This is a genomic window from Flavobacterium sp. ZB4P23 (assembly GCF_003970375.1).
Lineage (GTDB): Bacteria > Bacteroidota > Bacteroidia > Flavobacteriales > Flavobacteriaceae > Flavobacterium.
In genome coordinates this window covers 72549-87354 of the sequence record NZ_RYDK01000003.1, presented here as the reverse complement: position 1 = coordinate 87354, position 14806 = coordinate 72549, and the positions used below count along the sequence as shown (strand labels likewise).

The following is a 14806-nucleotide window of genomic DNA, read 5'->3' as shown; positions in this document are numbered from 1 at the left end:
TTAATAATCATAAAGCGAGTTTTGCCAGAACGAGTTTTAATTGTAGTTTAAATAACATATATTTACTCACTGTTTAACCAAATACAGTTCGTTTAGAGGGTTTTAGACGAACTGACGTTAGTGGCAATCTGGCAGAATCACACACAAATTTTTAAAAATAAAATTAAATATGAAAAAACATTTTCTAACAATTTTGACATTATTAACTTTTTCAGTTCATGCGCAAAAAGCGAAGTATTACGCAAATCCAAAAGTTATTCTGAACGAAAAGGAATATTTAGCAAATAGAAATACGGTTTTAGAGCAAATGAAATCGTTTGCTAAAGACATGAAGGTTTTTGAAGAAATAGACCTAAAATATCAAAATAAAGATTCTATTGTTTATAATTATATGTGGCATTTTACGCAAGACGTTAAAGCAACAGAGAAAGAAATAAATATAAAAAAGGCATTAATAGGTAAAGTTTATCCATTTAAAAATGAAATAACAATTGATGGAAAATCAATAACTTTAAATTCCTTAAAAGGTAAACCTACATTAATTAATTTATGGTTTACGAATTGCGCACCGTGTATTGAAGAAATACCTGTGCTGAATAAAATAATGAACGACAATAAAGACAGGTTTAATTTTGTAGCAATAACCTTCGATAACAAGGAAAAAGTTAGCAAATTATTACTCAAAAGAAAATTTAATTTTACACATATTGTAAACTCACTAAAACTCACTAAAAAATTGGGCTTTGAAGGTTACCCTGTTAATATATTTTTAGACGAAAATGGAATTATTAAAGAAATTACAGGAAATGCACCAGTGATAGAAAATGAAAAAGGAGAGCAAACTATGTCTGAAGGAAAGGAGTTTATTGCAATTTTAGAAAAGTATATAGAAAAGAAATAAAGCCAGCCCCCGCTCGTGCCCGCAAACAAAAGTACGAAAAACAAAAGGACAAATTTCATAAGTGACACGAGCGGGGATTTTCACTGCCATCCTTCACGCAGGCTATGGTACACGACAATATGCGGTTGTTTTGATAGTTTGTAAGAAAAATTTTTAATGTATTTGAAAAACAGATAGGCACTGGCACTTGTCAGACAAAGCAACCCAATTTAGGTTAGATTGAGATGAATTTATTAGTGCTATATACTAATTTAAGGACAGTCGAAACAAAAATCACTCAGAAAACAAATAAAAAACTGAAGATTTCACCCAAAATTTTAAAATTAGAATAAAAACCTGAAATGAATAACTTAAATTTTAATACGGAAAGATTGAATTTGCGAACAATCGCGGAAAGTGACATTGATAACATTCACAAATTACATAGTTTGGCTGAAACTGATGAATTTAATACATTAGGAATTCCAAATAATATTAACGAAACCAAAATTATTGTCGAAAATTGGATTTTTAATAATAATTTGGAGAATAACAAGCATTTCTCTTTTGCGGTCGAATTAAATGGAGAAAAAGAATTTATCGGATTAATTGGAATAAATTTAGGAAAAGAAAAGTATAGAAATGCTGAAGTTTGGTTTAAATTTGATTCCAATTATTGGAATAAAGGTTATGCTACAGAAAGTTTAAAAAAGATAATAGCTTTTGGTTTTGAAACATTAAAACTTCACAGAATTGAGGCAGGTTGCGCGATCGGAAATATTGGCTCAATAAGTGTTTTAGAAAAAGTTGGAATGTCAAGGGAAGCGCATACAAGAAAATTGTTACCTCTAAAATCAGGTTGGTCTGATAATTATGGATATGCCATTTTATGTACTGATTAAAAATAAAAATCTCCGCTAGCGCAAGCGCAATGTCATTAAGTTAAGATTTTATACCAGCTCCGAAAAGTGTTCATTCAAAGCATAACTTTGTCGTAAAAGCTGCGTAAAAGTCTCTGACTTTGCGCCCACAATAATGAGCAAATAATAAATTGATGTAAAGTGTTACCGGCATTAATTTAAAATTAATTCAGAATAACCCGATGGCTCGGAAATACACTCAGTTTTCTCTTTAACAGAAAGCGGTTTTGCAAACCGTGCCCATTCCAATTGGTAATTATAACACTTAGTCGGTAGGTAGCCGAAGAAATAAAGCTAACAAAACCATAAAAAAACTGACATTAAAATGTAAAAGCTATGCCGTTTTAAGGATATAGCTTTTCTGACTTGTTTTATCTGCATGCGCCGGTGACCACGGTTTACAAAACCGCGCTAACCTTAGTGACGACATATCTGATAGACCTGGAAATTTTAAAAGCCAAATTACTAGTTGGACAAAAGAATGACCTCAACGCTACATCGTGTTTATTGAAAAATAAATCTGTCGTTTAATCCTAATAAAAAACCCTTCTTTTTCACTTCAAAAGGTTTTCATAGCAATTACAAACACCGTTATTTAAGAAAAAGTAATGGTGTTTTTTTATTGCTACAATTTTGTATTTTGCAACAGCATTTAATTCTAAAATAAAAACATGAATACTAATCATATCGATATTATTATAATAGGAGCGGGTTTATCCGGTATTGGCGCCGCGTGTCATTTGTCACGTAAAAATCCAGACAAAAACTATATTATTTTAGAGGCAAGAGCGGAACTTGGAGGTACCTGGAGTTTGTTTCAATACCCTGGAATCCGTTCCGATTCGGATATGTATACTTTTGGGTATTCCTTCAAAACATGGGAGGATCAAAAGTCTTTCGCCGACGGACCTTCTATATTAAAATACCTCAATGAAGCCGCAGACGAATATAAAGTGCGAGAGCATATCATCTACAATCAACGCGCTCTTTCTTATAACTTCGATACAGAAAAAAAATCATGGACGGTCACTACCGTAAATACCGTCACGGAAGAAGAAACAGTTTATAGGTGCCAGTTTATCTTTAGCTGTAGCGGCTATTATAATTATAACAAAGGGTACACTCCTGAATTTAAGGACCAATCCCGTTTTGAAGGTAAAATTGTCCATCCTCAAAAATGGCCTGAAAAATTAGATGTTGCCAATAAAAAAGTGGTTATAATTGGCAGCGGCGCCACTGCTGTGACCATCCTTCCGGAGCTTGCCGCCGAAGGTGCACAAGTTGTCATGCTGCAACGATCGCCAACCTATATTGCTGCTTTACCCAATAAAGACAAAATTGCTGCTCGCCTCAAAAGCCTGTTCCCAAAAAAAGTAGCTTATAGACTGATTCGTTATAAAAATATTTTTTACGCTATTGTCTTTTTTAATCTGTGCAAGTTCTTTCCAGAGGCAATGAAAAAATTCATTATAAAAGGGGCCGAAAAGGCTTTGGGTAACTTTCCCGTGGACCCTCATTTTATACCCAATTACAATCCATGGGAACAACGTTTTTGCATTGCGCCAAACGGAGATTTTTTTAGAGCCATCAGAAAAGGGAACGCAGCGGTAGTTACGGATCATATCGATTGTTTTTTAACAAATGGGATTTTACTAAAATCGGGGAAGACACTGGCCGCCGACATTATAATTACCGCAACTGGACTTGATTTAGTGGCGTTTGGAGGCGTAAAAATTCAACTGGATTCGCAACCTTTTGATGTTTCTAAATCTTTTGTCTATAAAGGCCTCATGTTAAGCGAACTCCCCAACTTCTTTATTTTTGTTGGCTATACCAATGCTTCGTGGACGTTGAAAAGTGACCTTACCAGCGAATATATATCTCGGGTTTTAAATTATTTGGACAAACACCATTATAAAGCGGTGCAGTCAAAAGTAGTCGAGACAAATTTAAAACCGGTTCCACTACTCAACCTGAATAGCGGCTACATTAACAGAGCAGCGAATACGCTTCCTAGTCAGGGAAACAAAGCACCTTGGCGTATTTACCAAAATTATGTGCTGGATTATAAAATGCTTCGCTTGGATGCCGTTAAAGACAAACGACTTACGTTTTTCAAATAAAAGAGGTTCAAGAGTACAGTAAAGAATTGGGTACTAATAATCCGGAAGTAAACGGTCTTCGAGCTCCAAAATCCTAATAAAACCTGAGAACGTTCAACAACATATCAATAATGCAAATTAAATAGATTGTCAAAGTATTTAAAACACGTTTGGAACAATCTAAACGCCCAATTCTTTGGCTAAAAGAAAAATCATGCTATTATTACTGCATTGATGATCGAAAGGTCAAACGGAATGAACGTGGAAGATCATATGATTAACGGAAACCAAAATCACACGGAATAAAAACATAAAAAAAATTGATTTGATTGTTTGTACATACGTTGTAACACACAAGAGATGAACAAGAATAGTATTAAAAGTCGGGTTGCTCTGCAGCGTCTCCCGACTATTAATACTATTTCAGTAAGCAATAAATTTGAGTAAAAAATCTGGAAACTTAGTCAACGGATTACCTCATATTCACGAAAAGAAAAGGCCATTTAAATAGAAATCAAAATGGTAATAGCATCACCAACAGTAACAAGACCAGTTCCAGAACCGATCAAGTTTTGTCCAAACAACACATTATTTCCCGATGTCCTGTATTTTGCCAAAGTCCGCAAAGGATCTTTTCCTGATGTCACTCCTTTTTCTTGGTCTACAGTTGTCATTACGCATCTCCCGCAAGGTTTCACTCCAAAAAAAGTCAGCTCACCTATTGTGAATTCTTTCCAAGAATCCTCTTCATAAGCGTCAACTCCTGTAACAACAAAATTAGGTCGAAACCGATTCATCGGCAGTGCTTTTTTTAAACGGGAATTCAAATCATCCAATGACGATTGACCAATCAACAAAAAAGGATAGCCATCCGAAAAAGAATTAATATCAGCTTGCGTAACGGCATATTTAGCCTCTACTTTTCGGTGACTTTCCTCAGGCATGTATACCAAACGAGCCGAAAATCCCAATATTCGAGAAAACCAATCTGAAACAACCGAATCTACTTCATACGCCTGAATGGAGTCCTCCCAGACCATCACATCAATTTTAGTTTCGGCTTCCGAAAAAGATTGCTGCAGCGGAAGTTGTATTGTTTCTAATTGCACGCGATGTGTAATCTTCAGGAAATCCCCTATAATTTCAGGTAGAAAAAGAGCTAATTCCGGATGTTCCCTTTGCGACAGAAACATTCCGTTTTCATCAATCAACAACCAACGGCGGTCGTGTTCCAAACCACGATCGGTCACTTGAGCTTTTTGCAATTTAATTCCACCTAATGATTTTACAGGATAAATCCAGATTTCTGAAAGTTGTACCATAGCACTCTATTTTTCCCAAAATTACAAAAACAAAGTATTCCGTTTTTAATAATTCAAACTCAATCCAAAACCCATTCCCATATCGCTGTCATAATGCGTGGTAATTCCAAAATTTCTCTTGACTATATACCGCAATCCCGCCATGTATTCTTTGTCCGTATTCCACATTAAATTCATGCGCAATCTTTTAGAAACCGGAATATCCATGCGTTCAAATTGCAACCTGAAATTCCCGTCGGTATACACTTCGGCTTGCGCTTTAATCAGCATTGGCATGGTATATTCGACTCCGGCACTAAAAACGGCGCGATTGTCTTTGGTATTGGTTTGCCCAAAAAGATTCTCTTCCATTGCTCCCATTTCCATTTTTCGATACCGCCAGTCAAAACCAATGAATGGCATTAGCCACTGCATTTTCCCTAAATATCGTCCAATATGCGTTTCCGTTTCATACCCGTGATGATCGGTATAACCCAAACGCCATTCGGTACCAATACTCCAACGCGTGTTTTGAATCATCAGCATTCCATCGTTCCCATTGGTGGCAAAATCATTTTCAGCCATCACATGGAAGGCTCTGTCATCGGCAAATAATTTGCGTTGCGCTAATTTTGGATTTGGAATCAAAGGATTGGGCTCTTGATTTTCATAACTAAAAACGCGACCCATTCCCGCCATCATGTGATAGAGAATGTGACAATGAAAAAACCAATCGCCTTTGACATTCGCATTAAACTCAATCGTATCGGTTTCCATCGGCATAATATCGATGATGTTTTTCATGGGAGCGAACTCTTTCTGACCATTCAGGACTCTAAAATCATGCCCGTGTAAATGCATCGGGTGGCGCATCATGGAACCATTGAAGAGTACAATTCGAACATTCTCTCCTTTTTTAATTAAAATTTTATCGGCTTCAGAAACCACTTTATTGTCCAGACTCCACACGTAGCGATTCATATTTCCTGATAATTCAAACCGCAGTTCTTTTGTCTCCCCAGTCCCCGAAGGGGGAGTTGGAAGCGTTGTTTTAGTAGGTGATTTCAGCATGGCATAATTTAAGGTAGTAATATCAGATAATGCATTACTATTATAATCTTCCTCCGTCATTTTCATACCATCCATCTTCGGAGCGGTTGCCTCCATTTTCATTTTTCCCATATCATGAGACGAATGATCCATCTCCACTTCTTGTTGTGTTCCTTCTTTAGAATCTATAGGCCCCGTGATTTCAGGATACATTACTACATTCATATCCATTTGGTTCAGTGACATTTTCATTCCCATATCATCTAAATCGCCATTCATTTTCATCATGCCGTTCATCATTTTCATTCCTTCAAAATATTTTAATTTTGGCAAAGGCGACATCAGTTGCTTGATTCCATCTCCTAAATACAACGAAGCTGATTTAGTTCTATCTTCCGAAGTAACTAAAAATTCATACGCCGTTTTATCTGCTGGAATCGTTACAACAACATCATACGTTTCAGAAACAGCTACGATTAATCGGTCGACTTCAACTGGTTCCACATCGTTTCCATCACTGGCCACCACGGTAATTTTTCCACCGGCATACGTCAGCCAAAAATAAGTAGAAGCGCCACCATTGGCAATCCGCAACCTCACTTTATCTCCCGCTTTGAACTTCCTCAACCCAGACCCCTCTCCAAAGGAAAGGGGAGAAGAAACGCCATCTATTTTACTTTCATTTTTGCCGTTGATCAAAAACTTATTGTAATACACATCGCTTACATCCATCGCATTCATTCGTTTCCATTCGTTGGTAATTTTTGTCTTAAAATGTCCTGCTTTTATGGCTTCGGCATAGCTCTGGGTAGTTCCTTTTTGAATTGCAAACCAATCGGTTGCATTGTGCAGCATCCGATGGACATTTTTTGGATTTAAATCCGTCCATTCACTCAAAATGATTGGAACGGTTGGTAAATCATCAATTCCTGCTCTAAAAGTTGGATCCTCATTTCGTTTGTTCATAACAAAGGAACCGTACATCCCAATTTGTTCCTGCAACCCCGTATGACTGTGGTACCAATGTGTTCCGTGTTGAATAATTGGAAACGTATATTTATGGGTGGTATGCGGTTTTATTGGCATTTGAGTCAAATAAGGCACGCCGTCTTCTTTATTGGGTAAAAACAATCCGTGCCAATGCAGTGAAGTATCTTCATTTAATTCATTGTGTACATAAATTTCGGCAATATCGCCTTCGGTAAACGTGAGTGTCGGCATGGGAATCTGTCCGTTTACGGCAATCGCTCTTTTGGGTGTATCGCCAAAAGTGACAATCGTATCCCGAACATATAAATCATACCGAACTACTTTTTGCGCTTCAGCATTCCAAGCAAAAAGCAAGAGTATAATTATTATGGAGTATTTTTTCATAATTAAAATTTTAAATTACGCAATCGCAACGCATTTGCAATTACTGAAACAGAGCTGAAACTCATGGCCAAAGCCGCAATCATTGGCGAAAGCAACACGCCAAAAAACGGATACAAAACACCCGCTGCAATTGGAATTCCAAGCACATTGTAGAAAAAGGCAAAGAATAAATTTTGCTTAATATTTCGCATCACCGCATGACTTAAGTTTTTGGCTTTGACTATTCCTTGCAAATCGCCTTTCACTAACGTTATTTTGGCACTTTCGATAGCCACATCTGTTCCTGTTCCCATGGCAATTCCTATGTCGGCTTGTGCCAAAGCCGGCGCATCGTTGATTCCATCACCTGCCATGGCTACAATTTTCCCTTCGGCTTGCAATCGTTTAATTTCTTTGAGCTTGTCTTCAGGCAAACAACCCGCTTTATACGAACTCAAATGCAACTCCTGAGCCACTGCTTTTGCCGTATTTTCATTATCACCGGTAAGCATGATTACCTCAACTCCCTGACGCATCAGTTCTTTTATACCTGTGATGCTTGTGGCTTTGATGGCATCTGTAATCGAGACAAATCCCACCGCAATTCCGTCAATTGAAATATAAGAAACCGTTTTTCCGAGTTTCTGTTCGGCGATAATTTTATTTTCTAATTCTTCGGAAATCGTGGCATTTACCTGCTCCATCAATTTTTTATTTCCGAGTGCCACTTTTTTATCGACTACGGTTCCAATAACTCCTTTGCCGGAAATCGCTTCAAAATCCTTGACTTCGATTAATGAAACTGCTTTCGCTTTCGCAAAATTGACTACGGCTTGCGCCAAAGGATGTTCGCTATACTGATTTAAAGAAGCAATACTTTGCAACAAAGAATCTTCTTCATTATTTAAAGAGAATACTTTTTCAACAGAAGGCTTTCCTTCCGTAATGGTTCCTGTTTTATCGGTAATCAGCACATTTACTTTATTCATATTCTCTAACGCTTCGGCATTTTTTATCAAAACTCCAGATTGCGCTCCTTTACCAACACCAACCATTACGGACATGGGCGTGGCCAATCCCAAGGCACACGGACAAGCAATAATTAATACTGCAATCGCATTGATAAATCCATACACCATTGCGGGTTCAGGACCAAATTGTGCCCAAACAAAAAAAGTGATTATGGAAACCCCAACTACAATTGGTACAAAATATTTAGCGATTCTGTCCGCTAGTTTCTGGATTGGTGCTTTAGACCTACTGGCAGTGTTGACCATTTGTATAATTTGCGAAAGCACCGTTTCCGAACCTACCTTTTCAGCAATCATCACAAAGGATTTATTGCCGTTAATGGTTCCGGAGCTAATACTATCGCCTGTTTTTTTATCTACAGGAATAGGTTCACCTGTTATCATCGATTCATCAACAGTACTTTCTCCATCGGTAATTTTTCCATCCACCGGAATTTTATCTCCCGGTTTTACCCGCAATAAATCTCCTTTTTTGATATCATGAATCGAAATCACTTTATCCCCTTCATTGCTAACCAAAACAGCTTCGGTTGGCGCTAACTTCAATAATTCTTTTATCGCTCCACTGGTTTGACTGTGCGCTCTGGCTTCGAGTAATTGCCCCAATAAAACCAAAGTTAATATCACCGTTGTAGCCTCAAAATAAAGATGAACCGCTCCGTTATCCGTTTTAAATTCATCCGGGAAAATAGCGGGAAAAAACAATCCAACCAAACTAAACAGAAAAGCGACTCCAGAACCAATTCCAATCAACGTAAACATATTGAGATTCCAAGTAACTATAGATTTCCATGCACGCTCAAAAAACATCCAACACGCATAAAAAACGACAGGAAGTGAAAATAATAATTGTACCCAATTCCATTTTTCTAAATCCATAATTTTCATTATTGGATTATTCGGAATCATATCTGACATGGCAATAATAAAAATGGGAACTGTAAAAACTACCGCTATTTTCATTTTGCGGACTAAGTCATTGTACACTTTGTTTTCTTCAGAAGCGGTGGGTTCCATTGGTACTAAATCCATTCCGCAAATGGGACAGGAACCGGGACCGTCTTTGATTACTTCGGGATGCATCGGACACGTGTACCTTGTTTTTGCAACACTCAATTCGGGAACTTTTTCCAGATTCATTCCGCACACAGGGCAACTTCCCGGTTTATCATAGACTTTTTCCCCCTCACAATGCATCGGACAATAGTATTTGCCTTGCGCAGTAGCGGGTAAAATTACGGTTGATTTCTCTTGTGGTTTATTCGAACTGCAACATGACTTCTCAATTGGTTTTTCAGTAATTCCATGAGAATCAACACCAGTATTCATTTCTATGGTGTAGTTTCCAGCGCCAGTTAAAACCTCTTGTAATTGAACTGTGGAAATGTGTTGATCCATTGTTATAGTCGCTATTGGCGGATTCAAAGTAACTCTCGCTTGAATTCCATCAATAACATTCAATGTTTTTTCTACTTTGGAACGGCAACCGTCGCAAGACATTCCAGTGACTGTATAAGTATGTTTCATAATGTTGAATTTAAAAAAAATCGGTTCTATAAAAGTATAGAACCGATTTAAAAAAACTTTAATGTTGATGATTCTCTTCTTTTGTATCACTTGCTTTTGGAGTCATCTGCATCCCACATTTTGGATATTTTACAGATTTATCACTCATTTCTTTCGGGTGCATTGAACAAGAATACATTGCTTTATGGGTTTCCTTTTGGGAAGATTTCACCACTTCTTGAGCTGATGCTATGGAATTCACTGCTAAGAATACGCTTGGTACGATAATTAATGTTTTCATTTTTTCTATTATTAAAATATTTAGCTAAACATTCATTGCTACTAAACAAAGGTACATAACCTTCTATTTTAACTTGTTGTAGAATTTTGGAAATGATTTGTAAGTTTTACAACCTATCAATTTGCAATCTGTTATTTTCTACTACTTCGACTTCTCCTAACTTCACCGAAACAGGAAAAATTCCAAGTTTTTCGAGCTCGGATTTCACAACCATTATACAGCGACCACAAACCATATTTTTGACATAGAATTTCATCGCTATTGAACGGTTCCTATTCTCCTGCCACAATTTAGCATCTCCGCACCAAAATAGGGATTAATCACGTCTTGGGTTTCACTGATCCAATACCCGTTTTTTCCTGCTCCATACATGGGACAGTAATCCTGATATACGGTTTGTTTGGTTCCAAAGGCTTTTATCAAATCAAAAACATCTTTGCTCAATAACGAAAAATACGTTCTTTGATGCTCCATTTTACCGGCATTATCCCCAATATGTTTGACATTTACTTTGGCATCCGCCACAAAAGCATTGTATTTATTTTTTAATTTGGTGTCTAATGAAGTTGCGCTGGAACTATTCAATATAGTATGCAAATCTTTTGCCGCGATGGCTGCTCCTTTTGAATCGTCTTTGGTTAATGCATTTTTAATTTTGAGATAATTAGATACAATAGCATCGGTTGGAAAAGTCATTTTATCAGCACTCTCCGTTTTGAGCACAGCACCGGATTTTGCCCTGTTTTCAACAGGAGTTAGCTCTTTTTCAGTAGGGATTGTTTGCACCACTTTCTCGGTTAATTCCATCCCGCATTCTGAACATTCTCCACCGGATGCACCAGTAACTTCCGGATGCATCGGACAGGCATATAATTCCGTAGCTTTTTCTGTTTTTTCAGAACTTGTAGCTGCTGCTTCTTTGTTTTTCTGGTCACAAGAAACCGTCATAAATACCGTTATTAAGGACAAAAGCATTATTTTTTTCATTGTGTTTTTTTTATAATTACAAATTTACTTTTATTTAAAATCAATTATTCATTGTTATAAATTTAAGCTTTATCTATTTATTTTATGATATTAAAAAAATTATATTCTAAATTTAAATAAATTCCATTGGGTGCTGTACGCATCATAGAACTCATAATTTCCCTCCGGTAAGCCAAATCCAAACGGGCTTGACTATTGAAAATAAATTGTATTGCCGGAACCACATCAAGATACGATTTTCCATTTTCATTGATCGTTTGCCCAACAAATTCAACCATCAGGTTAATATTTGTTTGTTTAAAACTGGTGTATTTTTTGGGATACATCAGTTTGCCAAAAGACAAGGTATAATTCGTGGCGTTATTGCCTAATTCACTTGGAAAAGGATAATTTGGTTTATTATCAAATGCCTTTTCAAAACTTACCGACGAACTAATTGCTACTTTTTTTATCAGTTTCGTGGCTACTAATCCGGTCTCAAAACCCGTATTGTGCCCCATTATTTCAATTTGATCCTGATGAATATCTGCGTTATTAAAACTATACCTTCCAAAAGCAGCCAAACGAAAATGACTGTTTAAATCATCTGTCGAGAAAAACCGGTATTTAGCATAAAAACCACCTCCTTCTGTAACCAATTGACTGTTTCTATTACTGACAAATGCGGTAGCCCTAACCATCAAATTTTTATTCAAACCATAGGTTACTTCCGGCATCAAATGATAGTTGTACTCTTGACTAAATTGCTCCTCAAAAAGGGATTGTGACAGTCTTACACTCAATGAATTTGCAGGGATATTACTGGCTGGGTCCGTAACAACAAATAATTCTTGGGCTTGCATTTGAGCCGATATCAGGAATAGGACAGCAAAGCGTAAATAACTCATATTAAATTGTTTTAAGGTGAAAATTATTTTCATTTTCAACCATATAACTAGGGTATTTCGACAATGTTTTAAGTGTTTTTTTATACTCTTTTTGAGTAACAAAACCTTTATCAACCACTTTTAACTTTGTTTCCCCGTTCATTGTCTTTGCTTTCACATCAACAAATATAAAGGTGTGTTGACCCTTTTTCAATGCTAGGTTGTCTTCTATTTTTAAATTATCGAAAGCCATTGTCAACACCATGGATCCCACAAAAAAACCAGCTTTTTCGACACTCGTTTTTAAAGTTTTTGGACTTATTGAATTATTTTCCTTCAAATAAACGGTAAACGTATTCGTATTTAGTTCTGTACTGACGCTGTCTACTTCAGTCATGGCCTTTAGCTGTTTGTTAATTGCATTGGAACACATGGAACACGTTAAACCCGTTGCAATTATGTCTGCTTTTGAAATTTGAGAATAGGACTTCATGCTTGCCATCAAAACCAAACAAGCAATACCAATGAATTTTATATTTATATTTTTCATCTTATTTTATTTTTTTATTTGCATTAAAATTTGTTCTTCTGTTGGATTTACAGCAACCAGTTTCCCTGTTGCATCAAAAAGATAGGCACTAGGCAACTGCTCTACGCCAAAGACTATAGCCGATGGCGCATCAAACCCTTTGGGATCAATCAACTGCTCATATTCTAATTTGTCTTTTTGAATGGCACTTATCCATTTCGCTTGATCCGTATCCAGGGATATCCCTATAATTTCGAAATTTTCTGTTTTATACTGATTGTAAAAAGGCACCAGCTTTTTATTGGCCATTCTACACGGTGCGCACCAAGAAGCCCAAAAGTCAATTAAGACGGTTTTCCCTTTTACAGAAGCCAAACTTACAGTGGCCTCTTTATTATTTTTAAGTTCAAAATCAGGTAAATTATCTCCAATTTTCATCTGGGCATTAGCCGTTGAAAAACTGATTATTACACTTACTACCAGAATTATTTTTTTCATTTTATTTTCCTTTAAATAATTATTGAAGCGTCTCTACCGTTTTTCCACAAGTCATCATTTGCGAACCGTAATACGGATTCTTAACGGCATTTTCTTTGCTCAACCAGTTGGCTCCTTTACCGCCATTTGCCATAGGACAAAACTGGAGATAAACCGGAGTCTCGTATTTAGCCACTTTTATCAATTCATACATCGATTTTGATAAATCCATGAAATGATCTCTCTGATGAGAAATATCTTTTGTATCACCAATATGCTCAGAATGTTCTTTTAAGTCATTCAAAACTTTCATCCAAACAATATGTTCTTCCGATTTTAGTGTTTCCATCTTCACGGAATTGATTGCCGTTAATAAATCCTTCGCTTTCAAGGAAGTACTGTTTCCGTCTGTTTTCACTAAAGCATCTTTTAAAAGAAAATAGCTATCAAAAACAGCTTTTAATGTAGTATCTACTTGTTGTTTTGGAACTGCATTATCTGAGTGATTGGCGTGGCCTGCATGATTTTCTGTAGTGACGGTTTCCATTTTCGTTGCTGGAGAAACGGCTACTTTTGCTTCTCTTTCATATTGGCAACAGCCATGTAGTTTGTCATAAACAGCATCTGGAGCAAGAAACTTATCACTGTCATACCCTGCTAAAGCAATGCGTTTCAGGATTTCGTCTTGACTTGTTTTAGTCGAGTCATACGTGAGTGTTGCCATTTTGGTGTCTTTATTCCACTCGACTTTCGCTGCTTTTTTCAGGTTACCTGTAGTTTCTATGGTGCTTTTACACATCTCACAGTTGCCATATATTTTTACCGTTTCTGTTGTAGCATTTTTAATTTGCGCATGGCTTATTGTGATTGAAAGCAACAGAGTAGTTGCCATCAATATTTTTTTTATTGAATTCATTTTGATATTATTTTGAAGTGAATTAGTCGCAAAACATTGAAAACAACAGCTTATTTTGCTCTGTTTTTTGAATTGTAATTGACTACGTTTATTGGTTTTTAAAGCATATACTGCTTTGAACAAGACAGTTTTTTGGCTGTCAAAAAAGAAATTTAGCTTATTTTAGGTGGAAGCCAAATAGAACGGAAATGGGATGAGATAAAGATTTCCGAGTAATAATAATTTTGTTTTTCAGTAGAAAAACTAAAAATTTGCTTGTTTAATTCCGTGTTAAATATGGATGTTAAACCCAAATGAATTGCTGTACTGCCACAAGAAATACTCTTGCAAGCACCGTTACAACCATCATGCAACCCTTTATTTGATTTTTTTTCTTTATTACAACAGTCTTTTTGCTCCGTTTTTGAAGAGAATTCTTTTTTGCAACACGATTTCTCTGCTTTTATTCCACACGCAATAGCTACGCTTGGAGTCATAAAGAACCCAAGCGTAACTAGTAACAATATGTAAAAATTTTTAGACATAGTATCGTTTAAATAAAGTACAAAGATATTGATTGATTCTTAATTTCAAATGCATTACGTCAT

The 14806-nt window shown here is 36.4% G+C and carries 13 protein-coding genes; 3 read left to right on the top strand and 10 right to left on the bottom strand.

The annotated features are described in order from the left end of the window. Positions 1-169: 169 nt before the first annotated feature. The 3 genes from EKL99_RS05935 to EKL99_RS05925 all read left to right on the top strand — a co-directional run bounded on the left by EKL99_RS05935 (position 170) and on the right by EKL99_RS05925 (position 3923). A complete protein-coding gene (locus EKL99_RS05935; protein ID WP_126576564.1) occupies positions 170-901 on the top strand; it encodes a TlpA disulfide reductase family protein in 732 nt (243 codons plus the stop codon). Between the two features lie 341 nt (positions 902-1242). After that, positions 1243-1782 carry a GNAT family N-acetyltransferase gene (locus EKL99_RS05930; RefSeq protein ID WP_126458604.1) on the top strand — a complete coding sequence of 180 codons (540 nt, stop codon included), beginning with the start codon at positions 1243-1245 and terminating at the stop codon, positions 1780-1782. 689 nt (positions 1783-2471) lie between these two features. After that, positions 2472-3923 carry an NAD(P)/FAD-dependent oxidoreductase gene (locus EKL99_RS05925; protein ID WP_126576563.1) on the top strand — a complete coding sequence of 484 codons (1452 nt, stop codon included), beginning with the start codon at positions 2472-2474 and terminating at the stop codon, positions 3921-3923. Positions 3924-4405: 482 nt separating this feature from the next. Here the strand turns inward: EKL99_RS05925 and EKL99_RS05920 are convergent, their stop codons facing one another. The 10 genes from EKL99_RS05920 to EKL99_RS05870 form a co-directional block, all read right to left on the bottom strand. Further along, complete coding sequence (locus EKL99_RS05920; protein WP_126576562.1) at positions 4406-5224, bottom strand: MOSC domain-containing protein; 819 nt, start codon at positions 5222-5224, stop codon at positions 4406-4408. Positions 5225-5269: 45 nt separating this feature from the next. Then, positions 5270-7627: a multicopper oxidase domain-containing protein gene (locus tag EKL99_RS05915; RefSeq protein ID WP_126576561.1), complete on the bottom strand. Its 2358-nt coding sequence runs from the start codon at positions 7625-7627 to the stop codon at positions 5270-5272. A gap of 2 nt (positions 7628-7629) precedes the next feature. Then, complete coding sequence (locus EKL99_RS05910; RefSeq protein WP_126576560.1) at positions 7630-10164, bottom strand: heavy metal translocating P-type ATPase; 2535 nt, start codon at positions 10162-10164, stop codon at positions 7630-7632. A gap of 58 nt (positions 10165-10222) precedes the next feature. After that, entirely contained in the window at positions 10223-10444 is a 222-nt protein-coding gene (locus tag EKL99_RS05905) for a hypothetical protein (RefSeq protein ID WP_126568041.1), read from the bottom strand. A gap of 258 nt (positions 10445-10702) precedes the next feature. Beyond that, complete coding sequence (locus EKL99_RS05895) at positions 10703-11431, bottom strand: DUF3347 domain-containing protein (RefSeq protein ID WP_126563391.1); 729 nt, start codon at positions 11429-11431, stop codon at positions 10703-10705. 77 nt (positions 11432-11508) lie between these two features. Next, complete coding sequence (locus EKL99_RS05890; protein WP_231507384.1) at positions 11509-12351, bottom strand: hypothetical protein; 843 nt, start codon at positions 12349-12351, stop codon at positions 11509-11511. Then, positions 12320-12847, bottom strand: coding sequence for a heavy-metal-associated domain-containing protein (locus EKL99_RS05885; protein WP_126576559.1), 528 nt, complete (start codon positions 12845-12847; stop codon positions 12320-12322). Before EKL99_RS05885 ends, EKL99_RS05890 begins: the two co-directional genes overlap by 32 nt. A gap of 6 nt (positions 12848-12853) precedes the next feature. Then, on the bottom strand, positions 12854-13324 hold the full coding sequence (locus EKL99_RS05880; RefSeq protein ID WP_126458574.1) for a TlpA disulfide reductase family protein: 471 nt from the start codon (positions 13322-13324) through the stop codon (positions 12854-12856). A gap of 19 nt (positions 13325-13343) precedes the next feature. Beyond that, positions 13344-14219 (bottom strand): DUF3347 domain-containing protein, encoded by an 876-nt coding sequence (locus EKL99_RS05875; protein ID WP_126568038.1) that lies wholly within the window; start codon positions 14217-14219, stop codon positions 13344-13346. A gap of 152 nt (positions 14220-14371) precedes the next feature. Next, positions 14372-14743 (bottom strand): hypothetical protein, encoded by a 372-nt coding sequence (locus EKL99_RS05870; RefSeq protein ID WP_126554815.1) that lies wholly within the window; start codon positions 14741-14743, stop codon positions 14372-14374. Positions 14744-14806 lie beyond the last annotated feature (63 nt).